At 64.2% G+C, this 26,533-nt stretch carries 27 protein-coding genes and 1 riboswitch; of the genes, 21 read left to right on the forward strand and 6 right to left on the reverse strand.

The features are described from left to right. The first annotated feature begins 125 nt into the window (after positions 1–125). From FDP25_RS03875 to FDP25_RS03925, 11 genes are all read left to right on the forward strand, one after another. Entirely contained in the window at positions 126–1,289 is a 1,164-nt protein-coding gene (locus tag FDP25_RS03875; protein ID WP_154149119.1) for an ABC transporter substrate-binding protein, read from the forward strand. Positions 1,290–1,294: 5 nt separating this feature from the next. After that, positions 1,295–2,251 (forward strand): YVTN family beta-propeller repeat protein, encoded by a 957-nt coding sequence (locus tag FDP25_RS03880; RefSeq protein ID WP_154149121.1) that lies wholly within the window; start codon positions 1,295–1,297, stop codon positions 2,249–2,251. Positions 2,252–2,292: 41 nt separating this feature from the next. Continuing rightward, on the forward strand, positions 2,293–2,745 hold the full coding sequence (locus FDP25_RS03885; RefSeq protein ID WP_154149123.1) for a hypothetical protein: 453 nt from the start codon (positions 2,293–2,295) through the stop codon (positions 2,743–2,745). Then, positions 2,742–3,461, forward strand: a complete 720-nt coding sequence (locus FDP25_RS03890; RefSeq protein WP_343031952.1) for an ABC transporter ATP-binding protein — start codon at positions 2,742–2,744, stop codon at positions 3,459–3,461. Before FDP25_RS03885 ends, FDP25_RS03890 begins: the two co-directional genes overlap by 4 nt. Next, complete coding sequence (locus FDP25_RS03895; protein WP_154149125.1) at positions 3,458–4,249, forward strand: ABC transporter permease; 792 nt, start codon at positions 3,458–3,460, stop codon at positions 4,247–4,249. The genes FDP25_RS03890 and FDP25_RS03895 overlap by 4 nt, the downstream gene beginning before the upstream one ends. A 72-nt stretch (positions 4,250–4,321) precedes the next feature. After that, entirely contained in the window at positions 4,322–4,870 is a 549-nt protein-coding gene (locus FDP25_RS03900) for a tetratricopeptide repeat protein (RefSeq protein ID WP_154149127.1), read from the forward strand. Positions 4,871–4,999: 129 nt separating this feature from the next. Continuing rightward, positions 5,000–5,416: a c-type cytochrome gene (locus FDP25_RS03905; protein WP_154149129.1), complete on the forward strand. Its 417-nt coding sequence runs from the start codon at positions 5,000–5,002 to the stop codon at positions 5,414–5,416. Positions 5,417–5,747: 331 nt separating this feature from the next. Then, positions 5,748–7,514, forward strand: a complete 1,767-nt coding sequence (locus FDP25_RS03910) for a PQQ-dependent methanol/ethanol family dehydrogenase (RefSeq protein WP_154149131.1) — start codon at positions 5,748–5,750, stop codon at positions 7,512–7,514. A gap of 149 nt (positions 7,515–7,663) precedes the next feature. After that, complete coding sequence (locus FDP25_RS03915) at positions 7,664–8,338, forward strand: response regulator (RefSeq protein ID WP_154149133.1); 675 nt, start codon at positions 7,664–7,666, stop codon at positions 8,336–8,338. Between the two features lie 43 nt (positions 8,339–8,381). Continuing rightward, complete coding sequence (locus tag FDP25_RS03920) at positions 8,382–9,575, forward strand: FIST N-terminal domain-containing protein (protein ID WP_154149135.1); 1,194 nt, start codon at positions 8,382–8,384, stop codon at positions 9,573–9,575. Continuing rightward, the gene (locus tag FDP25_RS03925; RefSeq protein ID WP_154149137.1) at positions 9,556–11,784 is read left to right on the forward strand and encodes a PAS-domain containing protein; all 2,229 of its coding nucleotides are present in this window, start codon (positions 9,556–9,558) and stop codon (positions 11,782–11,784) included. Before FDP25_RS03920 ends, FDP25_RS03925 begins: the two co-directional genes overlap by 20 nt. A 4-nt stretch (positions 11,785–11,788) precedes the next feature. Here the strand turns inward: FDP25_RS03925 and FDP25_RS03930 are convergent, their stop codons facing one another. Next, positions 11,789–12,742 (reverse strand): LysR family transcriptional regulator, encoded by a 954-nt coding sequence (locus tag FDP25_RS03930; protein WP_154149139.1) that lies wholly within the window; start codon positions 12,740–12,742, stop codon positions 11,789–11,791. A 132-nt stretch (positions 12,743–12,874) separates the two neighbouring features. Here FDP25_RS03930 and FDP25_RS03935 point away from each other — a divergent pair, with 132 nt between their 5' ends. The 3 genes from FDP25_RS03935 (at position 12,875) to FDP25_RS03945 (ending at position 17,444) form a co-directional block, all read left to right on the forward strand. Continuing rightward, on the forward strand, positions 12,875–13,885 hold the full coding sequence (locus tag FDP25_RS03935; protein WP_154149141.1) for a TAXI family TRAP transporter solute-binding subunit: 1,011 nt from the start codon (positions 12,875–12,877) through the stop codon (positions 13,883–13,885). Between the two features lie 96 nt (positions 13,886–13,981). Next, positions 13,982–16,198: a TRAP transporter permease gene (locus FDP25_RS03940; protein ID WP_154149143.1), complete on the forward strand. Its 2,217-nt coding sequence runs from the start codon at positions 13,982–13,984 to the stop codon at positions 16,196–16,198. Between the two features lie 4 nt (positions 16,199–16,202). Further along, positions 16,203–17,444: an NAD(P)/FAD-dependent oxidoreductase gene (locus tag FDP25_RS03945; protein ID WP_154149145.1), complete on the forward strand. Its 1,242-nt coding sequence runs from the start codon at positions 16,203–16,205 to the stop codon at positions 17,442–17,444. Here FDP25_RS03945 and FDP25_RS03950 read toward each other — a convergent pair. Both FDP25_RS03950 and FDP25_RS03955 read right to left on the reverse strand, forming a co-directional pair. Next, a complete protein-coding gene (locus FDP25_RS03950; RefSeq protein ID WP_154149147.1) occupies positions 17,433–18,482 on the reverse strand; it encodes a GGDEF domain-containing protein in 1,050 nt (349 codons plus the stop codon). The genes FDP25_RS03945 and FDP25_RS03950 overlap by 12 nt on opposite strands. Further along, positions 18,479–19,075: a heme NO-binding domain-containing protein gene (locus tag FDP25_RS03955; RefSeq protein WP_154149149.1), complete on the reverse strand. Its 597-nt coding sequence runs from the start codon at positions 19,073–19,075 to the stop codon at positions 18,479–18,481. Before FDP25_RS03955 ends, FDP25_RS03950 begins: the two co-directional genes overlap by 4 nt. Before the next feature lie 119 nt (positions 19,076–19,194). After that, positions 19,195–19,301, forward strand: a riboswitch (TPP riboswitch). Between the two features lie 57 nt (positions 19,302–19,358). Between FDP25_RS03955 and FDP25_RS03960 the strand changes: the two genes are divergently transcribed. Genes FDP25_RS03960 through FDP25_RS03980 form a run of 5 tightly spaced genes read left to right on the forward strand, consistent with a single transcriptional unit; the run spans position 19,359 to position 23,094 of the window. Beyond that, positions 19,359–20,294, forward strand: coding sequence for an ABC transporter substrate-binding protein (locus tag FDP25_RS03960; protein ID WP_154149151.1), 936 nt, complete (start codon positions 19,359–19,361; stop codon positions 20,292–20,294). Then, a complete protein-coding gene (gene tenA, locus FDP25_RS03965) occupies positions 20,291–20,968 on the forward strand; it encodes a thiaminase II (RefSeq protein ID WP_154149153.1) in 678 nt (225 codons plus the stop codon). The genes FDP25_RS03960 and tenA overlap by 4 nt, the downstream gene beginning before the upstream one ends. Beyond that, on the forward strand, positions 20,965–21,690 hold the full coding sequence (locus tag FDP25_RS03970) for an ABC transporter ATP-binding protein (RefSeq protein ID WP_154149155.1): 726 nt from the start codon (positions 20,965–20,967) through the stop codon (positions 21,688–21,690). The genes tenA and FDP25_RS03970 overlap by 4 nt, the downstream gene beginning before the upstream one ends. Before the next feature lie 13 nt (positions 21,691–21,703). Next, positions 21,704–22,360 (forward strand): TenA family protein, encoded by a 657-nt coding sequence (locus FDP25_RS03975; protein ID WP_154149157.1) that lies wholly within the window; start codon positions 21,704–21,706, stop codon positions 22,358–22,360. Further along, positions 22,357–23,094, forward strand: coding sequence for an ABC transporter permease (locus FDP25_RS03980; RefSeq protein WP_154149159.1), 738 nt, complete (start codon positions 22,357–22,359; stop codon positions 23,092–23,094). Before FDP25_RS03975 ends, FDP25_RS03980 begins: the two co-directional genes overlap by 4 nt. An 80-nt stretch (positions 23,095–23,174) precedes the next feature. Here the strand turns inward: FDP25_RS03980 and FDP25_RS03985 are convergent, their stop codons facing one another. The 3 genes from FDP25_RS03985 to FDP25_RS17300 form a co-directional block, all read right to left on the reverse strand. Further along, positions 23,175–24,842, reverse strand: a complete 1,668-nt coding sequence (locus FDP25_RS03985) for an ABC transporter permease (protein ID WP_154149161.1) — start codon at positions 24,840–24,842, stop codon at positions 23,175–23,177. Positions 24,843–24,987: 145 nt separating this feature from the next. Then, positions 24,988–25,152: a hemin uptake protein HemP gene (gene hemP / locus FDP25_RS03990; protein WP_154149163.1), complete on the reverse strand. Its 165-nt coding sequence runs from the start codon at positions 25,150–25,152 to the stop codon at positions 24,988–24,990. Further along, positions 25,149–25,274, reverse strand: coding sequence for a hypothetical protein (locus FDP25_RS17300; protein ID WP_281350447.1), 126 nt, complete (start codon positions 25,272–25,274; stop codon positions 25,149–25,151). Before FDP25_RS17300 ends, hemP begins: the two co-directional genes overlap by 4 nt. 218 nt (positions 25,275–25,492) lie before the next feature. Between FDP25_RS17300 and FDP25_RS03995 the strand changes: the two genes are divergently transcribed. Together FDP25_RS03995 and FDP25_RS04000 are read left to right on the forward strand one after the other, a co-directional pair. Then, positions 25,493–25,975: an NUDIX hydrolase gene (locus FDP25_RS03995; RefSeq protein WP_154149165.1), complete on the forward strand. Its 483-nt coding sequence runs from the start codon at positions 25,493–25,495 to the stop codon at positions 25,973–25,975. 63 nt (positions 25,976–26,038) lie between these two features. Then, the gene (locus tag FDP25_RS04000; RefSeq protein ID WP_154149167.1) at positions 26,039–26,494 is read left to right on the forward strand and encodes a DUF1178 family protein; all 456 of its coding nucleotides are present in this window, start codon (positions 26,039–26,041) and stop codon (positions 26,492–26,494) included. The last annotated feature ends 39 nt before the right edge of the window (positions 26,495–26,533 follow it).

Below are 26,533 nucleotides of genomic sequence, written 5' to 3' on the forward strand. Positions count from 1 at the left end.
CGCGCCCCGATATGCGACCTTGGTTGAAGGTGCCCTGGAGAGAGGCCCACCAGCACCCCGACCTTGGTCTAATACACCGCCTGCGCCGCCCACGATTTACTGCATGGCAACGGGAGGACATCTTTATGTTGCGAAAGCTGCTGACGCTGGCCGCTGTGGGCCTTGCCCTGCCTGCTTGGGCGGAGGTGGAGTTGCCTGTCACCTACCTGAAACTTGAGGTGCCGCGCCCGCCGGTTTTGTCGAATCTTGACCCCGTGCCGGATGATCTGGGCGAGGCCGGGGCGCAACTGGGCTTGGCCGACAACAAGACCACCGGCAAGTTCCTTGGCCATGACTATAGCCTGACGGTGACCCGCGTGCCGGAGGGGGGCGAGTGGCTGTCCGCCGCGCGCGAGGCGCTGGCGGCCTCGCCCTTCGTGATCCTTGACGCGCCCGCGCAGGCGCAACTGGAACTGGCCGATCTGCCCGAGGCGCAGGGCGCGGTGCTGTTCAATGCCACCGCCCCCGGTGCCGCCCTGCGCGACGGGGCCTGCCGCGCCAATCTGCTCCACACCCTGCCGTCCAGTACCATGCGCGCCGATGCCTTGATGCAGTTCCTGGTCAAGCGCCGCTGGACCGACCTTGTGATGATTGCGGGCGACCATCCGGGTGACAAGGCCTTTGCCGGGGCGCTGAAGCGCTCCATCACCAAGTTCGGCCTGACCCTCAAGGCGGAAAAGACATGGGTCTTTGACGCCGACATGCGCCGCAACGCGGCCCGGGAGGTGCCGCTGTTCACGCAGGAGTTCGGCGATTACGACATGCTTCTGATTGCCGATGAGTTGGGCGATTTCGGGCGCTACATTGCCTTCAACACGTGGCAAGCGCGGCCCGTTGCAGGCTCCGAAGGGTTGAAGCCCGTGGCGTGGTCTTGGGTCGTCGAACAATGGGGCGCGGCGCAGATGCAAGGCCGGTTCGAAGACCTTGCAGGCCGCGATATGCGCTCGGAAGACTATGCCGCATGGGCCGCCATCCGCAGCTTGGGCGAGGCCGTGACCCGCACCCAAAGCGCCGATCCTGCCACCCTGCGCGCCTATATCCTGTCGGATGAGTTTGAACTGGCAGGCTTCAAGGGCCGCAAGATGAGCTTCCGCGACTGGAATGGCCAGTTGCGTCAACCCATCCCGCTGGTCACCCCCCGCGCCGTGGTGGCCAAGGCCCCGTTGGAAGGCTTCCTGCACCAACGCACCGAACTGGACACCCTTGGCATCGACCAAGGCGAGACCGAATGCACCGCTTTTCAGGAGTGACACCGATGAAACACGCCCTTGCCCTTGCCGCCACGCTTTGCGCCACACCCGCGCTGGCCGATGAGATCTGGGTCAGCAACGAAAAGGACGACACCCTGTCGGTGATCGACATCGACACGCTTGAGGTCACCCGCACGATCGAGGTAGGCGAACGCCCGCGCGGCATCACCTTTTCCCAGGATCATTCGGTGCTTTATATCTGCGCCTCGGACAGTGACGCGGTGCAGGTGATGGACCCCGAAACCGGGGAGATCCTGCATGACCTGCCCTCGGGCGAGGACCCCGAACAATTCGTCCTGCACCCCAACGACCGGCACCTTTACATCGCCAACGAAGATGACGCGATCACCACCGTGGTCGATACCGAAAGCCACGAGGTGATCGCCCAGATCGATGTGGGCATCGAACCCGAGGGCATGGCCGTCAGCCCCGATGGCAAGATCGCCATCACCACGTCGGAAACCACCAACATGGCGCATTGGATCGACACCGAAACGCGCGAGCTTTTCGCCAATACGCTGGTCGATGCCCGCCCCCGCCACGCCGAATTCGTCAAGGGCGGCAGCGAGCTTTGGGTGAGTTCCGAAATCGGCGGCACGATCACCGTGTTCGACGTGGAAACCCAAACCGAGAAAGCCAAGATCGATTTCGACGTCAAGGGCGTGCACCCCGACCGGGTGCAGCCGGTGGGGTTCGAACTCTCCGCCGATGAGGCCACGGCCTTTGTCGCGCTCGGGCCGTCCAACCACGTCGCCGCCGTGAACCCCGAGACCTACAAGGTGGAGGAGTATATCCTTGTCGGGCGGCGTGTCTGGCACATGGCATTCAACGCCGACAAATCGCTTTTGTTCACCACCAACGGCATTTCCGGCGACGTCACAGTGATCGACGTGGCCAGCCGCGAGCCGGTCAAGACCATCAAGGTCGGGCGCTTCCCGTGGGGGGCGGCCTACCGCCCGTGACACCGACGCAATACCGACGTTCTACAGACAGGAGTTTCACCATGTTTCGCACCACTGCAATCGCCACCATGTTCGCCCTTGCGCTTCCCGCCGCGGGCCTTGCCGACGATGACGACGACGGCCCCAGCTTTGGCATGGCCGGGGTGCTGTCCTCGGGCAACAAGGAAGACCTGCCGCCGGTGATCCTGTCGGCGGGGATGCCGCTTGCGGACGCGCCTTGGGTGCTGCAATCGGGCACCTATTACGAATTCGAAATCCAGGGCGATGGCAGCCAGGAACTGGCGCTTGTCGGGCCGGAGTTCTTCCGCGCGATCTGGATCGACGAGATGGTCGTCGAGGGGCTGGAGATCCGCCCGCTGGGGTTGGATTCGGTGGAGTTCGACGAGGCGGGCGAGATGGAGATCGGCTTTGTCGCGATCAAGCCGGGGCGCTATTACATGAAGGTTCCCGGCAGCACCGGGGAAACGCAACGCTTGGAGATTACCATTAAGTGACAGGGCTTTACGTCCAGAACCTCAGCTATGCCTACGGGGCCAAACAGGCCCTGCGGGATGTCAGTTTCGCGATCGAGCCGGGGCAGTTCTGCGCCCTGCTCGGGCCGAATGGTGCAGGAAAATCGACATTGTTTTCGCTTCTGACGCGGCTGTTCACCACGGCGCAAGGGCGCATCGAGGTGGCCGGGCATGACATGGCCCGCAGCCCCCGCGCGGCGCTGGCACGGATGGGGGTTGTGTTCCAGCAACCGACGCTTGACCTGGACCTGACGGTGCAGCGCAACCTGAGTTATTTCGCGGCGCTGCATGGGTTGTCGGGGAAGGCCGCCGAGGCGCGGATTGCCGCCGCGCTGGACCGCCTGAACATGGCCGAGCGCGCGGGCGAACGCGCCCGCGATTTAAACGGCGGCCACCGCCGCCGGCTGGAGATCGCTCGCTGCCTGATCCATGACCCGGCGGTCCTTCTGCTGGACGAACCCACCGTCGGGCTTGACGCCGCCGCCCGCCGCGCGATCACCGATCACGTGCATGACCTGTCACGCGACGATGGGCTGACGGTGCTATGGGCGACGCATTTGACAGACGAGATTTCCGAGACGGATCAAGTGGTTATCCTGCACCAAGGCGAGGTTCTGAAAGACGCGCCCTGCCATGAGATCACCCGGGGTGCAGGCCTTCAGGATGTGTTCCTGAGCCTCACCGGGGCGCCCGCATGATTGCCGCGCTGACCGCCCTGCGGGCCATCGTGATCCGCGAGGCGCTGCGCTTTGTGCGGCAACGCTCGCGCTTTGTGGCGGCGCTGGTGCGGCCCTTGGTCTGGCTGGTGGTGTTCGCTGCGGGGTTCCGCGCCGCGCTTGGCTTGTCGATCACCCCGCCTTACCAGACCTATATCACCTACGAGATTTACATCGTGCCGGGGCTGTGCGGGATGATCCTGCTGTTCAATGGCATGCAAAGTTCGCTCAGCCTGGTTTACGACCGCGAGATGGGCTCGATGCGGCTTTTGCTGACAAGCCCCCTGCCCCGGTGGTGGCTCTTGATCTGTCGCCTGCTGGCCAGCACGGTGATTTCCGTCTTGCAGGTCTATACTTTCCTGATCGTGGCGGCACTCTATGGCATCGACTTTCCGGCGATGGGATACCTTTACGCCCTGCCCGCGCTGATCGTGGGCGGTGTGATGCTGGGCGCGCTAGGGCTTGCGCTGTCGTCCACCATCAAGCAGTTGGAGAATTTCGCAGGCGTGATGAACTTCGTGATCTTCCCGATGTTCTTCCTGTCTTCGGCGCTTTATCCGCTGTGGAAAATGGCCGAAAGCTCGGCGCTGTTGCGCGACATCTGCGCGGCCAATCCTTTTACCCATGCGGTCGAGCTCATCCGCTTTGCTTTGTATGGCGAGTTCAACGCCGCCGCCTTGGGCTGGACCCTGTTGGCGGGGGCGGTGTTCATCGCCCTTGCGCTTTGGGGCTACGACCCGGCGCGCGGCATGAAACGGCAGAAGGGCTGACCGAACATACGACCATGCGGGCGGTGAAAAAGGCGCGGCATTGCGCTATGGTCCCGCCCAAGGAGGCCCCATATGTTCCGCATCGCAACTGCCCTTCTGCTGGCCAGCGCCCTGCCCCTTGCCGCCGAGACCCGCACCGTCGAGGACGAGCACGGCACACTGAACCCGCAGGATACCGGATTTGGCCGGGTCATGAGCAATATCGACAAGGGCGTGGTGGATATGCCGACCTGTGCGACAGGCTATTACATCACCAAATCGGGCCGACACGCCGCCGCACGGCAATTGTTCGAGGCCTGCGCCGCCGCCGGGTACACCGGCGCGATGACATGGATGAGCCAACTGGACAACAACGGGCTGGGCGGCGACTACAACCCCGACCGGGCGGCGGATTGGGACAAGCGCGCCGCCGACTTGGGTGACCCGGTGGGCAAGTTCAATTACGGACTGGACCTGATGCGCGGGCATGGCGTGGCGCGCGACAGGGACCTTGGGCGCGCCTATGTGGATGCCGCCGCCAAGGATGGCCTGCCCATCGCCCGGCGGTTGCAGGGCGCGGATTATGACCTTGATGAGGTCACCCCGGATGCCGACACCTGGAAATACGCGCCGCTGTTCTGACGCCTACGACCAAAGCACACCCCGGTTTTACGACCAAAGGATAAGGGCCGCACCCTTCCCTGCGGGGCCTGCGTCACGCACCATTGGGGCACGCGCGGCACAGACTTATGCCGTTTATTGGAGGACCCCATGAAACACGTCATTCACGCCCTGGGCCTTGCCGTTCTGGCAACCGGCACAGCCCCGGCCATGGCCGAAACCACCTTTGACCAGATCAAGGTCGAGGCCGGAGAGAAACTTTACGATGCCGAATGCCGCCGCTGCCATGCGCCGGATTCCGAGCACGACAGCTATGGCCCGCCGCTCAACAACGTGATCGGGCGCGGGGCCGGGACGGTGGAGGATTACGATTATTCCGTCGCGCTTGAAGCCTCGGGCATCGTCTGGACCCCGGCCGCCCTGCGCGCTTGGATGGAGGATAACGACGGCTTCATGCCCGGTACCAAGATGCGCCATGTGGGCATCGAGGATCGCACCGTTCAGGATTTCATCCTTGCCTATCTGGACAGCATCACCACACAGGACAATTCCGCGATATCCGACTAAGGTCTAACACCGCGTGAAAGCCCGGCGCGCCACAGGCGGTGCCGGGCTTTCGCACGTTTCAGCCCATGCTGAGCGCCAGCCAGGCCAAACAGGCATAAGCCACTGTCATCGCAAGAGAAATACGCGTCAAACGAACTGGCTTTCGTTGCATGGTTCGCCCTCCTTTCGCTTGGTGCTTTGTTGGCAATCATACATCGAACAGGCAAACGCCCCCCTACGACCATTGTTCAATTTCGCGCCGTCCCTGCGCACCCAATACTCGTTGTCAGCCAATGATCCCGGCACGGTTCGGGATTCGGGCTGAGAGGACAAAAGTCTAGGGAGGACACCTATGAACCGGTTCATCATGGCCACCGTGGCCGGGGTGCTGGCCACCAGCACCGCCCACGCGGAGGTAAGCGAAGAGGATCTGGCCAACGACCAGACCATCACGAGTCAGATCGTGACCAACGGCATGGGGCGTCACCTGCAACGCTACAGCCCGTTGGACACGCTCAACAAGGACAACATCGACAAACTGGTGCCCGCCTGGGCCTTCAGCCTTGGCGGCGAAAAGCAACGCGGGCAGGAAACCCAGCCTCTGGTCTACGACGGGATGATGTATATCACCGGCTCGTATTCGCGGCTGTATGCCATCGACATCGAGACCGGCAAGGAAGTCTGGCAATACGATGCCCGCCTGCCCGAAGGCATCCTGCCGTGCTGTGACGTGGTCAACCGTGGCGCGGCGATCTATGGCGACAAGATCTATTTCGGCACGCTGGATGCGCGCATCGTGGCGCTGGATCTGAAAACCGGCGACGTGGTCTGGCGCGACAAGATCGCCGATTACAAGGCGGGCTATTCCTATACCGCCGCACCGCTTATCGTCGATGGGCTTGTGGTCACCGGCAACTCGGGCGGTGAGTTCGGGATCGTCGGCGAAGTACAGGCGCGTGACGCCGAGACAGGCGACATGGTCTGGACCCGCCCGGTGATCGAAGGGCACATGGGCACGCTCAATGGCGAAGAAAGCACCATGACCGGCGAGTTGAACGCCACATGGCCGGGCGACATGTGGAAAACCGGCGGCGGCGCCACGTGGCTTGGCGGATCGTATGACGCCGAGACCGATACGCTGGTCTTTGGCGCGGGCAACCCGGCGCCTTGGAACAGCCACCTGCGCGGCGCGGGGGAACCCAGCGACGATGGCATGGGGGACAACCTGTATGCCGCCTCGCGTCTGGGGATCGACCCAAAGACCGGCGAGATCAAGTGGCACTTCCAGACCACCCCGCGCGAGGGTTGGGATTATGACGGTGTGAACGAGGTCGTGGCCTACGAGGACCGCGAAGGCAACAAGCGTTTCGCCACCGCCGACCGCAACGGGTTCTTCTACGTGCTGAACCGCGAGGACGGCGCTTTCGTCAGTGCCGCGCCCTTCGTGAAGGATATCACATGGGCCGAGGGCATCGATGAAAACGGTCGCCCGATCTATAACGAGGACAACCGCCCCGGCAACCCGGCGGATGCCGCCGACGGCAAGAAGGGCGAGGTGGTCTTTTCCGCCCCCGGTTTCCTTGGTGGCAAGAACTGGATGCCGATGGCCTATTCGCAGCGCACCGGCAATTTCTATGTGCCGTCCAACGAATGGGGCATGGATATCTGGAACGAGCCGATCACCTACAAGAAGGGCGCGGCCTACCTCGGATCGGGCTTTACCATCAAACCGATATACGAAGATCATATCGGCAGCCTCAACGCGATCGACCCCGACACCGGCGAATGGAAGTGGGAATACCAGAACGACGCGCCCTTGTGGTCGGGGGTGATGACCACCGCAGGCGGCCTGGTGTTCTTCGGCACGCCCGAGGGCGAGTTCATCGCGCTGGATGACGAAACGGGCGAGAAACTCTGGTCGTTCCAGACCGGCTCGGGCATCGTCGGCCAGCCGGTCACCTGGGAACAGGATGGTGAACAGTATGTCTCGGTCATCTCCGGCTGGGGCGGGGCTGTGCCGCTCTGGGGTGGCGAAGTGGCCAAGAAGGTGAACTACCTCAATCAGGGCGGGATGCTCTGGACCTTCAAATTGCCCAAGGAACTGGCCTCGGCCAACTGATCCCCTTTGCAAACCCTCACAAAGCCCCGCCCCTCCGGCGGGGCTTTCCTGTTGTGCCCCCTCTACGACTTTCGGCCACTAGGCGGCGGCGGCACAGCTTGCTAGGCTTGGGACAAAGGCTGACGCATAACAACAAAAGGCCGCGGACCATGCTTGCACAGACACAACAGGGGTGCGATTTCCAGACCGTCCTGATCGTCGACGACCACCCGTTGTTTTGCGATGCCCTGTCGATGACCCTGCAAACCGTGGTGCGCATCGGGGATGTTCACACCGCTGACCGGCTGGAAAAGGCGCTTGAGCTTCTGGCCGGGGGGCTGCGGCCCGATGCCGTCATGCTGGACCTGAACCTGCCCGATGTGGATGGGCTGGACGGGTTGATCCGGCTCAAGGCCGCCGCCAATGCGCCGATCATCGTGGTGTCGTCACTGGCCGACAACCGCGTGGTCAGTCAGGTGATCCGCGCGGGCGCCGCCGGGTATGTCCCGAAGCATAGCCAGCGGGATGTGTTCCGCACGGCCTTTGACGCGCTGCGCCGGGGCGAGACCTTCCTGCCCGAGGGCTGTATCCTGATGGAAGAGGACGACACCGACGATGCCGTCAGCCGCCTTGCCACGCTGACCAACCAACAGGCGCGCATCCTGCAACTGATTTGCGAGGGCAAGCTGAACAAGCAGATTGCCTATGACCTGTCGATCGCCGAAACCACCGTCAAGGCGCATGTCACCGCGATCATGCGCAAGCTGGGCGTGCAAAGCCGGACGCAGGCAGTGTTGATCGCCAAACAGGCCTCGTTCGCCAATGTCTTGCAAGAGCCGGGGTAACTTGGCAGGGTAAATACGCGTCGCGCTTTAGGGAGGAAGCACGATGGATCAGGCAATCGGCCTGAGTGCGGGTTGTACCCGCGCGCCGGGCATCGTCCGAACCGCTTGCGTTACCTATGACACCGCCGATCCGGCGGATGAATTGCTGCGGGCGATTGGCCCCGGTGACATGGCGCTTGTCATTCTCTTCGTCACCTCCGGCGCCGATGCCGCCCGCCTGATCGCCGAGGCCGCCACGCGGTTTGCCCCCACCCCGGTTGTCGGCTGCACCACCGCCGGGGAGCTGACCGACGCGGGCTATACCGAGGATCACATCGTCGCCATGGGCCTGCCCGCCTCGCATTTTCTGGCCAAAACGCGGCTGGTGCCCGATCTGGACCATGTGAACGCGCAGGACCTGATCGACGAGATGATCCGCAACCGCAACGCCATGATGGAGGAGGCGCCGGACTGGCACCACGAATTCACCTTCCTGATGATCGACGGGCTGTCGACGAAAGAGGATTCGCTGACCTCGGAACTGGCCGTGGGGCTGGGGCCGGTGCCGCTTTTCGGTGGCTCGGCGGGCGATGGCGAGCGGTTCGAACATACCTATGTGCTCTACGACGGTCAGGCGCTGGAGAATGCCGCGATCCTGACGCAGGTGCGCACGCGCTGCCCGATCAAGGTGTTCAAATCCGATCACCTCGTCCCCGCCTCGCAGCGCATGGTCGTGACCGACGCCGACCCGGCCCGCCGCATCGTGCGCGAGATCAACGCCGAACCGGCGGCGCGCGAATATGCCCGCATCCTCGGCAAGGACCCCGAGCAACTGACCACCTTCACCTTCGCGGCGCATCCCGTGGTGGTGCAGATCGGCGGGCAGCATCACGTGCGGGCCATTCAACAGGTGGCCGACAATGGCGATCTGGTGTTTTTCTCGGCCATCGACGAGGGGCTTGTCCTGACATTGGCCGAACCGCGCAACATGGTCGAACACCTGCAAGAAGAGATGGCGGCCCTGACCCGCAGGGCCACGCCCGATACCATCCTGGGCTGCGATTGCATCCTGCGCCGCATGGAGGCGCAGGAAAAACAGATGACCGGCGCGCTGTCGAATATTCTGGCGTCGAACCGCGTGGTGGGCTTTTGCACCTACGGGGAACAGTTCAACTCGATCCACGTCAACCAAACCCTGACCGGCGTGGCCATCTACCCGCCCGAGGACAGCGCCGCGCATGACCCCCTCGCTGATTGACCCCAACGATCCCGTCGAGCGGCAGAACGAGAAGCTGCTCAAGATCGCCGAGTCGCTCATGCGGCGGGTCGAGGAATCCACCGATGCCTCGGGGGCCGCCTATGCCCAATTCCAACGCGCCGCCATGCTGGAACAGGAGGTGCGCGCGCGGACGCTTGAACTGGAACGCGCGCTTGACCTGCTGAACGAACCCAACGCCCGCCTTGCGCAGGCCAACCGCGAGACCGAGGCCGCGCGCTCGAACCTCGCCAATGCCATCGAAACCGTGCAGGAGGGGTTTGCCCTTTTCAATTCCGACGAGGAACTGGTCATGTGCAACAGCCGCTTCGGCATGCACATGCCCGATATCCGCAGCGCCCTCGTGCCCGGGCTGACCTTCACGCAATACGTTGAACTGGTCAGCGAGTCGCAATTCCTGGCGCTGCCCGACTCGGAAACCCCGCAACAATGGGCGCAAAAGCGCATGGCGCGCCATGCCGACGAGCATGTGATTTTCAACGCGCGCATGATCTGGAACCGCTGGGTGCAGGTCTCTGAACATCGCACCCCCGATGGCGGCACGGTGATCCTGCAAACCGATGTCACCGACATCATGCGCATCGAGCGGCAGGAACGCGACCGTATGCTCGACGATCAGGCCCGCCTGATCCGTGCCACGCTGGAACATATCGACCAGGGGCTTTGCATATTCGACAGCAAACTGCGGCTGGTGGGCTGGAACAAACGCGCCAGCGAACTTCTGTCGCAACCGGCCGCGCGCTTCCAGATGGGGGCACAGTTTGCCACGCTGTTCAACCGCTTCCGCGCCGATGTGACCTTCAACGACGAGATGAGCGCCGCAGACATCGAGGCCTGGGTAAGCAGCGACGGCAACCGCCCGCCGCTCAGTTTCGAAATTCACCGTGGGCGGTCGCACATCCTGTCGGTCTTCGCACAGGAGATGCCCGACCGGGGCTTCGTGATTTCCTTTACCGACGTCACCGCCGAGCGGCAGGCGGCACAGGCGATCATCGAGTCCAAGGAGCAACTCGAACAACGTGTTGCCGACCGGACCGAGGAACTGGCCCGCGCGCTCAAGGATGCCGAGCGCGCCAATGCCACCAAATCGCGTTTCGTCGCCGCCGCCAGCCACGATTTGCTGCAACCGCTTTCGGCGGCCAAGCTCTATGTTTCCTCACTGGAAAGCACCGTCGAGGACGATACCGCCCGCAACGTCGCCCACAAGGCCGGCAGCGCACTTGGCAGCGTCGAACATATCCTCGAAGCCCTGCTTGATATCTCCAAGCTGGATTCGGGGCAGGCCTCGGTGCATGTCTCGGCCGTTCCCCTTGGCCCGATGCTGATGCAGTTCGGCGATGCCTTTCGCCCGGCGGCACATGCCAAGGGGCTGGATTTGCGTATCCTGCCAAGCGCGGCCTTGGTGCAAAGCGATGCCACCTACCTGCGGCGCATCCTGCAAAACCTGATTTCGAACGCGATCCGCTATACCGACCGGGGCAAGGTTCTGGTCGGGGTGCGCCGCCGGGGCGCGCACCTTGTGATCGAGGTCCACGACACCGGCCCCGGCATCCCCGAGGCCGCGCGCGACACCATCTTTCAGGAGTTTCAGCGCCTCGATGCCGCCGCCAGCGCCGCCGAGGGCATGGGCCTTGGCCTTGCCATCGTCGAACGCGCCTGCGCCCTGCTGGATCATTCGCTGTCCCTGTCCTCCGAGGAAGGGCGCGGATCGGTGTTTTCGGTCCGGGTGCCACTGGCCCGTGCCGCCGGTCAGGCCGCCCCCCACCCCGAGCTTCCGGCCACGGGGCAAAGCGGTGACCTGCACAGCCTGATCGCCCTGATCATCGAAAACGAAGACAACATGCGCGCCGCCCTGACCATGGCGCTGGAAACATGGGGGGTGCAGGTTCTCGATTGTGCAAGCGAGGACGAGGCGCGCACACTCCTGACCGAGATCGGCGTCAGCCCGGATGTCATCATTGCCGACTACCAGTTGGACAATGGCCGCATGGGCACCGATGCGGCCCAACGTCTGGGGGTCGAATTCGGATCGCCCCCTGTCTGCATCATCTCGGCCAATCGCTCGGTCGAGTTGTCAGAACGTTGCGCAAGTGAAGGCTTCGGGCTTATCCACAAACCCATAGACACCAACAAGCTGTTGCACTTCCTTCTGAACTGTACGGCCCATCAGGACGCGGCCCCCTCCCCTTGATCCGTTATGTTGCCCCGCGCTCTTCGATCCGGGGGTCCGAACCGATTGCCTCCAGATGCCCCATCAGCGCCTCGCGCCATGCCGATTTGAGCGACAGGGCGACTTGGCTCAGCGGGCGCAACATCGGGGTCAGGATCGCGTATTCATAGCGCAGCGGGTCCTGCAAGGGGCGGAAAACCACCTCGTCGGCAAGGTTGCGGGTAATCTCTTCCGAAACCACCGCCAAGGGGCCGACGATGGCAAGGCACCGCCCGGTGCGCACGAAATGCATCAAGGGCGAAAACGTCTGGCTTTCGACGGAGACCTCGAAAGGCAGGCCCTCGCGCTGGAACCGCTCGGCGATATGTTCGCGGTGCGTATGCCCGGCCTGAAGCGCGCCCATGGGGTGCCCGACCAGATCGCCCAGCGTGATACGCGCCGTATCTGCAAGCGGGTGCCGCCGCGGCAGGGCGACATAACTCTCGGCGGTAATCTTTTCCGTTTCATATTGCGCATCGCGGCCCGTGGCCGATGGCGCATCGCAAAATCCGAAATCGATGCTTTGCGTGCGCACCAACTCCTCGATCTGCATCGAACTGCGCGACGTTATATTGACGTTGAATTCCCCCTCCTCGCCCAGCCAATCGGCCACGAAGCGCGGAAACAGGAAAGACGACGGCCCGGGCATGGCCGAAATCCGCAGCGAGCCCGCCCTTCCAGAAGCCAGGCTTTGCATGGTGCGCGACACGGTGGTCAGCCGGTCCAGAACCCTCTCGGCCTCGACAAGCAGGTATTGCGCCTCGGGCACCGGCACCAACTGCCGTCCGCGCCGCTCGAACAGTTTCATGCCAAGCGTGTCTTCCAGCGAACGGATGGCAAGACTCACAGCGGGTTGCGTGCGGCCCAGTTTGCGCGCGGCCTCGGAAAGCGAGGCCGAGGTCATGACCGCACGAAAGGCTGAAAGTTGTACGAGATTCATTGGCGCTCCATAAGCCAAACTTAGAATAACAAAAGTTATTCAAATTTGCCTAAATCTATTCCTCTGTTACGGTCAAAGGCAAGTGACGGCGAAACGTCACGTTTCAACCACCACAAACGGGGAGCTTTCCATATGACATTACTCAAGAAAATCACCGGCGCGGCGCTTGCGCTCAGCCTTGGGGCGGGCACCGCCCTTGCCCAGGATCCCACCTTCTTCCGAATCGGCACCGGCAGCGCCGGGGGCACCTATTTCCCCATCGGCGGCACCATCGCCAACGGGATTTCCGCCCCTCCCGGATCGCGCCCCTGTGACGAAGGCGGCCAATGCGGTGTGCCGGGCCTGATCGCCATCGCGCAATCGACCACGGCCTCGGTCTTCAACAACACCGCCGTACAGAACGGCGAGCTCGAGGCAGGTATGGCCGCCGCCGACGTGACCCGTTCGATGTACATGGGCAGCGGCAAGTTCGACGGCAAACCGCATGAAAAACTGCGCATCGTCGCCAACCTCTATCCCGAGGACCTGCACCTTGTGATGCCGAAAGGCACCTCGATCGACAGCCTTGCTGACCTCGAAGGCAAGCGCGTCGGTATCGCGCAGGCCGGATCGGGCACCCAAGTCGCCGTGCTTCAGATGTTGGAAAAATGGGGCATCACCCGCGACAACATCGACGAGGCCGAGCTGAACAACTCGCAATCCGCCGAACGCCTCGCCGATGGGCAACTTGACGCTTACTTCTACGCCGCGGGCTGGCCGGTCTCCGCCATGGTGCAACTGGCCACCACCAAGGGGATGGAACTGCACAGCTTCACCGACGAAGACCTTGCCACCATCAACGAGGCCGTCCCGGCCTATATCCCCTCGACCATTCCCGCCAATGTCTATGAAGGCATTGATTACGAGGTGAAAACCCCCGCCGTTTCGGCCCTTCTGGTGGTCTCCTCGGATCTGGACGAGGAACTGGTCTATGGCATCACCAAGGCGCTGTGGAACGACAACACCCGCAAGCTTCTGGACAACGGCCATGCCAAGGGCAAGCAGATCACGCCCGACACCGCGCTGGACGGGGTCGAAGCGCTTGGTGTGCCGCTGCATCCGGGCGCCGAGAAATTCTACAAGGAAGCGGGCCTGCTGGAGTGATCCGGCCCTGACCTGACCACACCCAAGGGGGCGGTGCCGTTCGCCGCCCCCTTGTTTTCCGTCCGGCACCACAATCAAGAAACATTCGGGGGCACCATGACCGAGGGGCAACACGAGGCCACGCGCGACCTGAGCGAGGACGACCTCAAGGATATCGAACGCAAGTACGACGAAGGCGCCGCCACGCGCACCGTGGCGCCGGGCTTTACCGCCTTCCTGCGCTACGTCGCCCTTGCCTTCGCGATCTATCACTACCTCACGGCGGGCTTCGCCCTGCCGCCCGATTTCTGGCACATGGGCTGGCACCTGTCGGGGTTGTTCATCCTGACCTATGCCTTCTTTCCCGCCTTCAAGACTTCCATCGCTTTCGACCTGAAAACCGGCTGGCTGCGCATCGGCGGCGTGCCCATCATCGACATTATCGCCATGGTCCTCGGCGTTGCCTCGGCGCTTTACCTTGGCCTTGCGTGGCGCGGTATCCCGATGCTGGGGATCGAGGAACAGACCTTCCGCATGGGCAACCCCAATACCTATGACATGGTGTTCGGCTGTATCCTCATCGTGCTGGTGCTGGACATCGCGCGCCGCACGCTGGGCTGGGTTCTGCCGCTGATCATCTGTCTGTTCATGTCCTATGCCCTGTTCGGGCCGATCTTTCCCGGCATCCTTCAACACCCGGGCGTGAAGTTCAAAACCTTCGTCTCGTCGATGTATTTCCCGCAGGAAGGCATCTTTGGCGTCACCCTCTGGGTGGTTTCGACCATCGTCTTTCACTTCGTGCTGTTCGGCGTCATCGCCCAGCGCACCGGGCTGGGACAGCTTTTCATCGACAACGCCACGATCCTCGCGGGCCGCTATACCGGCGGCCCGGCCAAGGTTTCGGTCGTGTCCTCGGCCTTTTTCGGCACGATCTCGGGTTCTTCCGTGGCCAACACCGTCTCGACCGGCGCGCTGACCATCCCCAACATGAAGCGGCTGGGCTATCCGGGCCATTTCGCGGGCGGGGTCGAGGCCGCGGCCTCGGCGGGCGGTCAGATCACCCCGCCGATCATGGGGGCGGCGGCCTTCATCATGGCCGAATTCCTTGAGGTGCCCTATACCACCATCGTGATCGCCGCGATCTTTCCGGCGCTGCTGCACTACGTCGGGGTCTTCGCCGTGGTGCACCTGATGGCACGGCGGTTGAACCTGCAAGGGCTGGCCAAGGACAAGCTGCCGCAATTCGCCGCCGTCTGGCGCGATGGCTGGGCCAATATCGTGCCCCTCATCGGCCTGCTGCTGGTGCTGTTTTCCGGTTACACCCCCTTCATGTCGGCCTTCTGCGGCATTTCCCTGTCGCTGGTCGCGGGGATGAGCCGGATCAAACAGCCCGTCACGCTGATCTACGCGGCGGCCTTCATCGCCTTCGTGGTCTGGAAATACATGGGCGGCGGCTTCGATTTGTCGATGTCGCTCATGCTGATCGCGGGCAGCGTCATCGCCACGTTCAACCCGCAAGACCGGATCACAATCCCGGAAATGGCCGTCACCTTCGAGACGGGCGTGAAATATGCCCTCGCCGTGGGCGCCGCCGCCGCCGCCGTGGGCATCGTCATCGGCGTCATCAACACCACCGGCGTGGGCTTTCGCATCGGGTTCATGGTGACCCAGGCGGCCACCGCGCTCGGCTCGGACCTGCACTGGCTGTTCACCTACGGCGATTGGGAGCTTTTCTCGACCTCCGACCTCACGCTCTTCATCAGCCTCGTGTTCATCGCGCTGGCCTGTATCCTGATGGGCGCGGGCATTCCCACCACGGCGCTTTACATCATGCTGGTCTCGGTCGCCCAACCGGCGCTGGCGCAACTGGGCATCCCCCCCATCGCAAGCCATATGTTCGTTCTCTACTACGGCGTGGTGGCCGAGATCACGCCGCCGGTCTGTACCTCGGCCTACGCGGCCTCGGCGATTGCCAACTCAAACCCCTTCCGCACCGGCATTTCCGCCTTCACGCTGGGTCTGGGCAAGGTGCTGGCGCCCATGGCCTTCGTCTATGCGCCGGTGCTGCTGTTCGTGTCGGAAACCGGCTTTGATCTCTGGGAGTTCAGCTATACCGCGACAAGCTGCATTATCGGGGTGGTCTCGCTCTCGGCGGCGGTGGTGGGCTATTGGCTGACCCCCATGGGGGCGCTGTCGCGCTGGCTTCTCGCCATCGCGGGGCTTGTCTTTATCGCACCATCGCTACAGGCCGATCTGGTGGCCGCGATCATCGCCGCGCCGGTGATCCTTAGCCAAGTGATCGCCCGGCGGCACGCCGCCTCGACCGCGGGCTAGGCCCATGTCGGAAACGGTCACGATCCTCGGCGCCGGCATTGTCGGCATCTGCTCGGCGCTGTCGTTGCTGGAGCGCGGGCAGCGCGTGCGCCTGATCGACAGGGGCGACCCGGGGCAGGAAACCTCCCTCGGGAACGCGGGCGTTGTCTCGCCATGGTCGATCATCCCGCAATCCACCCCGGGCCTCTGGCGGTCGATCCCCGGGATGATCCTGTCGCGCAACAAGCCGCTTTCGGTGCGTGCCGGAACATGGCCCCGGATGATCCCATGGGGCCTGCGCCTTCTGGCGCAGGGCACCGAGGCGCGAACGCGCCGCGCCGCCGAGGCGATGGACCATCTTTGCGCCCCTTCGATCGACCTTTACCACCGTCACCTTGCGGGCACCGGGCACGAGGGGTTGATCCGCGACAGCCACTATATCCACGCCTTCCGCGATGAGGCCGCCGCGCGGGATGCGTTCGACAGCCTCGGCTATCGCATCCGCGCCGAGAAAGGCGCGCCGATGGAGGTCATCGACCATGCCGCACTCAAACGCATGGAACCGGCCATCGGCCCCGCTTATCGCGCGGCCATCACCATCGGCGCACAGGCGCGGTGCACCAACCCGGGACGCATGGGGCAGGTTCTGGCGCAAAAGGCCCGTTCCATGGGGGCCGAGATCATCCGTGACGAGGTGCAGGCCCTCACCGAAACCGAAACCGGCTGGCATATCACCGGGCAGGCCCAAAGCTATGACGCCGCACAGGTCGTCATCGCCATGGGCGCTTGGTCGGCGGCGCTCTTGCGGCCGCTGGGTTATCGCCTGCCGCTGATGGCCGAACGGGGGTATCACATCGAATGCGAAAATCCGGGCGTCAGCCTTGAAAACTCGATCATGGACATGGACGGAAAATTCGTGGCCTCCAGCATGGAGGGCGGGGTGCGCATTGCCGGTCAGGCCGAATTCGGCCCCGCCGAGGCGCCCCCCGACCCGCGGCGAAAAGGCATCCTCGCGCGACAGGCGCGCGAGGTCTTTCCCGACCTGAACGTTGCGCAAGCACGCTTCTGGATGGGCCGCCGCCCCTCCTTCCCAGACAGCCTGCCGGTGCTCGGCCCGTCCGGGCGGCACAAGGGCCTGTACTTCTGCTTCGGGCATTCCCACTACGGGTTGATGATGGCGCCCAAATCCGGCGAGGTGCTGGCCGATCACCTGACCGGCACACGCCCCAACCTGCCGCTTGCGGCCTACAGCGCCTCACGATTCTGAGGGCGCTCTGGGTCCGATCCCCTGCGTGTGGCGAAGTGTGGGATCATAAACTACGTAACGCCCCCGCCCCCTGTCCTTGGCGGCATAAAGCGCGACATCGGCATCCTGCATCATCTGCTCGGGATCGACCCGGGCATATTCACAACTCAGGCTCGCGCCGATGCTGGCCGAGACCCGGCATTCTTTTTCGCCGAAAGGGATGGGCCGCTCCAGCCGCGCGATCAGCCGCCCGGCGATTTCGGCCACGCGGTCGCGGTTGGTCAACCCGTCGAAGATCAACACGAATTCATCGCCACCCGTGCGGATGATCGTATCCTCGCCGCGCGTTTCGCTCACGATGCGGCGGGCCACCCGCTGCAAGACATGATCCCCCGCAGCATGGCCCAGCGTGTCGTTCACCGATTTGAAATAATCCAGATCAAGCGCCATCAGGACGAAATCATGCTCGGTTTCCATCAACCGCTCCAACACGGGTTGCATGGCCCGGCGGTTCTTGAGCCCGGTCAGCGTATCGGTAAAGGCCTGTTCCTCGGCGGCGATCTTGGCGCCCTGCAATCGCAGGTTCAGCTTGCGCGACGCCTCCATCGCCGCCGATTTCGCCTCGATCAGGTAGAGCATTTCGATGGCAAGGTCGGTGGCCGCGAAATCGGCGCTGGTGAGGGTGAAATCGCGCACCGCCTCCATCACCGAAATCCCGAACGACAGGTTTACGACGGCACCGCCAGCCGGACCGAAACCGCCCTGCTCGGGCAGGCACACCAGCGTTCCTTTCAGGTCCGATTGCGGCCCGGTGCGCAACTGAAAATGCAGTTTCGCGCCCTCCGCCCGGCGCAGGGCCTCCATGCTGTCGCCCAGCTTGGGGCGCTTGAGCTCCAGCAGCTCCAGAAACCGCCGCCCCTCGGGCGGGGTCTCGGCCGCAAGCTTGGCAAAGGTCGGTCCGACATGCACCACATGCCCCGTGGCATTGAGCACCGCATGCATCGGGCACAGCACATCCAGAAGCGCATATAGCGCGGTCTCGTTCTGCTCATCTTTCATCGCAGCTGCGCCCCCAGGTCAAAGGCCCGCCCCGAGGCAAAGGCCGCTTCCACCACCCGCACCTCGATGATTTCCCGATCCGCCCGCGTGCCCTTGTGTTCCAGAAAGACCAGCGCGCCATAATCATCGGCCATGGCCCGCAAAAGCCCCATCATCACGCGCCCGAAGGCAATCCGTCCCTCCGGCATCGGCCCCACCGTCAGGCTGTAGTGGCCTCGGGCATGTTCCTCCAATTCCAACGGCGGCAGCACGAGGTCCGGCACCGCCAGCCGCGCGCGCCCCGGCAGATCATCCAGTGAATGCAGGAACTCCACGAAATCCAACCCGCCAAACCGCAACAAGCGGCGCAACGCCTCAAGGTTGGGATGCGATACCAGATAGGTTCCGATATCCTCCAACACCTCGCCCAGCGGCTTTTTTAGCGTCAGCGCCAGTTCGCCCAGCACCTCAAGCGTGATCGCGTCGTCATAGGTCAGCATCGGCTCGAACTCGACAAACCCGAGGTCAAGCCTGTGCATGATCCCGTGCCATGTCTCGCGCCCATATGTATCGCGGGTGAATCGCTCCACCGCGCGGTTGGCCAAACCGTGCATTGCCCTCTCCGTACTGGCTGGCCCATCTTGGGCATGGCCCGGTTAAGAACTGCTGAACAAATAAAATCCGCCGCGTTTTCCTGCCCCCTTGCCGGGGCCAAGGCGCGCTGTTACACATCTGCCATCCGTTGGGGTGCCCCCGTGATCCGGGGGCTGAGAGGCCACGCGCCAACCCACCGAACCTGATCCGGTCAGTACCGGCGGAGGGAACGGAGCATGTCACAAGGGCCCATGGCCCCGTTGCGCCCCCTTCATCGCCTGACCCCAAGCCAAGGAGGCCACGATGAAAGCCGCACTCACCCTCGCCGCCAGCCTGCTCACCGCCCTGCCCGCCATGGCGCAGGACCAGATGACGCTTGTTCTGGACTGGTTCGTCAATCCCAACCACGGCCCGATCATCGTGGCGCAGGAACAGGGCTATTTCGCCGACGAAAACCTCGAGGTCGAGGTGATCGCCCCCGCCGATCCCTCCGCCCCCCCCAAGATGGCCGCCGCGGGCAAGGCCGATCTGGCCATCTCGTACCAGCCGCAACTGCACCTTCAGGTGGCCGAGGGCCTGCCGCTCAAGCGTGTCGGCACCCTCGTGGCCTCGCCGCTCAACTGCCTTCTCGTGCTTGAGGACGGCCCCATCGACAGCATGGCCGACCTCAAGGACGGCAAGGTGGGCTTTTCGGTCGCGGGCGTGGAAGAGGCGCTGCTCTCGGCGCTGCTTTCCGATGCCGGGCTGAGTTTCGACGACATCGAGTTGATCAACGTCAACTGGTCGCTCTCACCCTCGCTGATGTCCGGCCAGGTGGATGCCGTCATCGGCGCCTACCGCAACTTCGAACTGAACCAGATGGAACTGGAAGAGGTCGAAGGCCGCTGCATGTACATCGAGGAAATGGGCGTCCCCGCCTATGACGAGTTGATCTATGTCGCCAACCCCGAAACCGCCGACATGGATCAGATCGCCCGCTTCCTGCGTGCCACCGAACGGGCCACGCAATATATCGTCAACCACCCGCAAGAGGCGTGGGAGGTCTTCTCGGGCACTTCGACCGAGCTGCAGGACGAGCTGAACGAAATGGCATGGGCCGACACGATCCCGCGCTTCGCCCTGCGTCCATCCGCGCTGGACCATGGCCGTTACAAAGCCTTCAGCGCCTTCCTGGCCGAGGCCGGGTTGATCGACGCACCGCAAGCGGTCGAAGACCTGGCCATGGACCCCGCGCAATGAGCGATTACGGCCAAACCTTCGCGCTCTGGCGTGACGCAGCGGGCCAGCATTGGCCCGCCTACACACGGCACCGCTTTGTCGAGGGTCTGGGCGACGGCAGCCTGCCGCGCGCGGCCTTTCTTGATTACATGGTGCAGGATTACCTGTTTCTGGTGCATTTCTCCCGAGCTTGGGCGCTGGCGGTGACCAAGGCCGAAACCGTGGATGAAATGCGTCTCTGCGCGGCAACGGTGAACGCGCTGATCAACGACGAAATGGCCCTGCACATCCGCACCTGCGCCGATCTGGGCCTGACCGAGGCCGACCTCTTCGAGGCCGAGGAAAAGCCGCAGAACATCGCCTATACGCGCTACGTGCTGGATGCCGGGCACGCAGGCGACCTGCTTGACCTGCTGGCGGCCCTCGCCCCCTGCGTCATGGGATACGGCGAAATCGGCGCGCGCCTGAAGGGCGAGGCAACCTCGGAGAGTTACGCCGACTGGATCGCCACCTATGCAAGCGAGGACTATCAACAGGTTTGCCGCGAGGTGGGCGCCCTGATCGACGCCGCCATCACCCGCCGCCTTGGCACGACACCACAGGACAGCCCCCGCTGGACGGCCCTGACCCAGCGCTTCACCACCGCCACGCGACTTGAAGTGGGGTTCTGGGACATGGGGCTGGAGGCGGCATGACCGCCCCGGGCCTGACACTCTCGGGCAGCGCCAGCTTCGGCGAGACGCCGGTTTTCGGCCCGCTCACCCTCAACGTGCCAGCCGGGCAATGGACCTGCCTGCTCGGCCCGTCCGGCGTGGGCAAGACCACGCTCTTGCGCCTCGTCGCGGGGCTCGATGACCTGACGCATTTCGACGGCACGATCACCACAAGCGACGGCGCCCCCCTGCGGGGCCGCATTGCGCTCATGGCGCAGAGCGATCTGCTGATGCCGTGGCTTTCGGTGCTGGAGAATACCCTGCTGGGCGCCCGTCTGCGGGGCGAGACACCGGACAGGGACCGCGCCCGCGATGTGCTGGCGCGGGTGGGCCTGACCGACCATCAAGGCAAACGCCCCGGCGCCCTGTCCGGCGGGCAACGCCAGCGCGTGGCGCTGGCCCGCACCCTGATGGAGGACCGGCCGGTCGTCCTGCTGGATGAACCCTTCTCGGCGCTCGACGCCCGAACCCGCGCCGACATGCAGAACCTTGCCTGCGAACTTCTGACAGGCCGCACCGTCCTGATGGTCACCCACGACCCGGGCGAGGCCGCGCGCCTTGGCCACCGGATCACGATCATGGAAACCGGCGGCCTCTCGCCGGTCACGCCCCCGCCCGGCCCCGCGCCCCGCCCGGTGGACGATCCCGCCACCCTGCAAGCACAGGCCGCCCTGCTGAACCGCCTGCGCGACAGCGCCGCCTGAAGGAGACACGCCCATGCGCCCCACCGACCACCTGCGAAGCCTTGCCGCCGACGATTGGCAGGCCGCCACCCGGCACGGTTTCACCGATGCGCTGGCCGATGGCAGCCTGCCAAAGGACAGGATGCTGACCTACCTGCAACAGGATTACCTTTTCGTCGAAGGCTTCGTGCGGCTGCTCGCCTCGGCCATCGCCCATGCCCCCAGCCTGCCCGACGCAATCCCGGCGGCGCAGTTCCTTGGCCTGATCTCGGGGCCGGAAAACACCTATTTCCTGCGCGCGATCGACACTTTGGGCGGCGATCCGGACACCCCCGCGCCCGCCGCCCCCGTCACCGCCGAGTTTCAGGCGCTGATGGCCCGGGCCGCGGGCTCGGGCCGCTACGAACAGATGCTCGCCGTGCTGGTCGTGGCGGAGTGGAGTTACCTCGACTGGGCCAGCCCCCATGCCGGGAAGGCCGCCGGCCTGCCGTTCTGGTTCGGCGAATGGATCACCCTGCATTCCGGCGCGGGTTTCGAAAGCGTCGTGGCCTACCTGCGCGACCAGCTCGACACTGCATGGCAAGACCTCGACGACACCGCCCGCCGCGCGGTGGAAGACACTTTCCGCCAAGGCGTGGCACTGGAACGCCGGTTCTTCGACGCGGCCTTGGCCGGGTTCGGGGCCGCATGAAACAGGGGCTGTCGATCCTCGGCTCGGCGCTTCTGGCCATCGCGCTCTGGCAGGCGGTGGTCAGCCTTGCCGCGCCGCCCTCCTATATCCTTCCCGGACCATACGACGTGGCCGAAACACTCGTCACCCAGCGCGGGCAGATCTGGCACCATACATGGTACACGCTGGCCGAGGTGGTGCTTGGCCTCGCGCTCGGCGCGGGCCTTGGCGCGCTTTCGGCCATCGGCCTTGCCGCCTCGCCCCTCGCCACGGCGCTTTTGCGTCCGATGATGGTGTTTTCGCAGGCGATCCCGGTGTTCGTGCTGGCCCCGATCCTGACCCTCTGGCTGGGCTACGGCATCTGGCCCAAGGTGATCATGGCGCTGCTGATCATCTATTTCCCCGTCACCTCGGCCTTTTTCGACGCGCTGATGCGCACCCCGCAAAGCTGGCTGGATCTGGCCCGCGTCATGGGGGCCAGCCGCAGGCGCGTGATGCGCCACATCCGTATCCCCGCCGCCCTGCCGGGGCTGGCCTCGGGGCTACGGCTGGCGGCGGTCTATGCGCCCATCGGGGTGATCATCAGCGAATGGGTCGGCGCCTCGCAGGGGCTGGGATACCTCATCCTGCTGGCGCTTGGCCGGGTCAAGGTGGATTTGATGTTCGCCACCACCATTGCCCTGGCGCTGATGACCCTGCTGGTCTATGCGGGCGTCGACCGCGCTTGTCGCCGCTGGCTCGACCGGGCCGAGTAGAGAGCGATCAAGGGGGCGCTGCCCCCGCCGCCCTTCGGGCGTCTCCCCCGGAGTATTTCAGGAAAGATGAATATAGGCGGTCAGCCCGCGTGGATCGCCGTGCCCATCTTGGCGCTGCGCTTTCCCGTGCTGTTGTCGCGCCCCAGCGTGCGGCACAAGAGGGCCACCGGGATGAGGCCGAACCCCACAAGAACCAGCGACGGCACCGCCGCCTGCGCCAGCCGCTCGTCCGAGGCCAGCCTGTGGGCCTGCACCGCCAGCGTCTGGAAGTTGAAGGGATGCAGGATCAGGGTGGCGGGAAGCTCCTTCATCACGTCCACGAAGACAATCAGCAGCGCGGTCATGACACTGGTTTTCGCCACCGGCAGATGCACCCGCCACAGCAGTTTCGGCCCCGGCTGGCCCAGAGAGCGGCCAATCGCGTCGTAATGCGCGGGCACCGTGGCCATGCCGCTGTCATAGGCATTGAGCGCCGCGGCCATGAACCGCGCCATGTAGGCCACCACCATCAGCCAGATCGACCCGGTGATCAGAAGCCCGGTGTCGATCCCGAAGCTGGCCTCCATGATGTCGTCGATCAGGTTGTCCAGCGCCGCCATCGGCACCATCAACCCCACCGCGATCACCCCGCCCGGCACCGCGTACCCCAGCCCCGCGGCAATCACCATGCCCTTGGAGCGCCGCCCCGGGTTGGTCCTCGCCCGGAACCCGATCAGCACCGCGCCGATCACCGTCAGCACCGAGGCCACCGCCGCCACCGTGACCGAATTCTGCATGAACCCAATGTATCGCGGCGACAGAAGGCTTTGCCCCGATCCATGGGCCATCACCCCCAGCATCGCCACCGGGATGACAAAGCCCAGAAGCACCGGCAGCACACAGATCAGCGTGGCCATCCACCCCACGCCCCCCGTCAGGCGGGGCTTCTCCATCGTCTCGAAGCGCGCGCCGCGCCCGGCGGTACGGGCCTTGCCGCGCTGTGCCCGCTCCAGCCCCGCCAAAAGCAAAGCGAAACTCAGCAGGCACAGCGAAAGCTGCGCCGCAGCCCCGCGGTCGCCCATGGAAAACCACGCCTGGTAAATCCCCGTGGCAAAGGTCTGCACGTTGAAAAAGGCCACCGTGCCGTAATCGGCGATCGTCTCCATCACCGCCAGAAGCGCCCCGCCCGCAATCGCCGGGCGCGCCATCGGCAGCGCCACGCGCCAGAAGGCCCGGATCGGCGACCGGCCCAGCGTACGCGCCACCAGGAAGGCATTGGACGACTGCTGTTTGAACGAGGCCCGCGCCAGCAGGTAAACATAAGGGTAAAGCACGATGGTCAGCATCAAGGCCGCCCCCCCGAGGCTGCGGATCTCGGGGAACCAGTAGTCGCGCGGGCCCCACCCCGTCACCTCGCGCAGAAGGGTCTGCACCGGGCCGGGGTGATCCAGCAGATGGGTATAGGCATAGGCCAGAACATAGGCCGGAAAGGCCAAGGGCAGCGCCAGCGCCACCTCCAGAACCCGCACACCGGGAAAGCGGTAAACCGTGACCAGCCACGCGGTGATACTGCCCAGAACGGCGGTCGAGACCCCGACGATCACCACCAACGTCAGCGTCGCCCCCGCATAGCGCGGCAACACCGGCCCCAGAACATCGCGCCACGTCTGCCAATCGCCGGTCAGCGCGGCCAGACCCGCCGCCGCGATGGGCGCCACGCAAAGGGCCACCACGAGCCAGGCGAGGCGATGCAAAAACTGTTCGGACATGGGATCAGGCCACCGGCGGTTTCGATTTCCGCCCATGGCTGCCACAAAACGCCGCCCTGCGCCAGCCATTCCCGACAAAAACTCTACGGCATAACCGCGCAGGGGCGCCACCTGCCCCCCTGCACCTCCCGCCTGACCCGCTGCCTTACTTCGTCAGGATCAGCTTGCCCGCCCGCGTGATCCGCAGGGTATAAAGCTTGCCATCCAGAACGATGGTCGCCGTCGCCCCGCCCATGGTCAGGCTGCGGGCATCGTGGCACGTGGGGTCGGGGCGCAGCTCGGGCGCAGCCTTGCTTTGGGCCCGGATCATCGCCCCGCCTCCACCCGGTCCAGAATCACGTCAAGCCAAGGCATCCCGGGCCATTGGCCCGCCATGGCCTCGCGCAGAAGGGTGTCGCGCCGCGGCGCGCGCCCCATCTTGGGGATAAGCATTGATTGAGTGCCTGTTCGCATCGCACTGTCTCCCGTTGCTGTCTTGGGCTGCACCGGGCTGACCGTATCGGTTGGCTGGGTATTGACTCGATAGATGACTTTTTTAGTCAGGTTTGTCAATTCAAAACCCCGGACCAACGATAAATCTGGCGTGACACCACAATATCCAGTATGCTCAACCCATGTTTTGGGCAGAGAAGCGCAAGGGAAAGGCCCGCATGACGCTTCATACGATTAAACAGTTGCCGATTTCCCTGCGCACGCAGCACAAAAGTGACGTGCGCACGCAGTTTGCCGCCCTGTGCTACCGAATCCGCAAGGACAAACCCGAAATCCTGATGATCACCAGCCGCGCCTCGCGCCGCTGGATCATCCCCAAGGGCTGGCCGATGGATGGCAAGACCCCGGCGCAAAGCGCCATGACCGAAGCCTGGGAAGAGGCTGGCGTGATCGGCAAACCGATCGACCTGTGCCTTGGGCTTTATTCCTATCGCAAGTGGATGGGGCCAAAACAATTCCTGCCCTGCGTGGCGCTCGTCTATCCGGTCAGGGTGAAATCGCTGGCCGATGACTTTCCCGAAAAAGGCCAGCGCAAGCGCAAATGGATGCGCCCAAAGAAAGCCGCCCAACGGGTGTCCGAGCCGGAACTGGCGCAAATCCTGCGCAATTTCGACCCGCGCATACTGGGCCGCAAAACCTGACGCGCGCTTGATCAATCCGTGTAAAGGCATAAATATCACGCGGTATTCGCAACAGGACGACCCATGATTCAATTCACGTTGAAATGTGACAAGGATCACCGCTTTGACAGCTGGTTCCAATCCTCCGACGCCTTCGACAAACTGAAGGCGGCGGGCATGGTCGCCTGCACGCACTGCGGATCAACCAATGTGGACAAGGCCATGATGGCCCCAAGCGTACAGGCCAGCCGCGGCAAACCCGAGGCCCCCGGGGCCGCAGCGCCTGAAACCGCGCCCGGCCCCCTCAGCACCCCGGCAAACCCGGCGGAACAAGCCATGACCGATCTGCGCAAGAAGATCGAGGACAACGCCGATTACGTCGGTATGAACTTCGCCCGCGAGGCGCGAGACATCCACGATGGCCTCTCGCCCGAGCGCGCGATCTATGGCGAGGCCAAGCCCGACGAGGCCCGCAAACTGATTGAAGACGGCGTGCCGGTGGCCCCCCTACCCTTCGTGCCGGGGCGCAAGGCGAACTGACCACCTGTTGACAATTCGCCGCCGCTGGGGCCGCATAGG

This window comes from Roseovarius bejariae (assembly GCF_009669325.1).
GTDB lineage: Bacteria > Pseudomonadota > Alphaproteobacteria > Rhodobacterales > Rhodobacteraceae > Roseovarius > Roseovarius bejariae.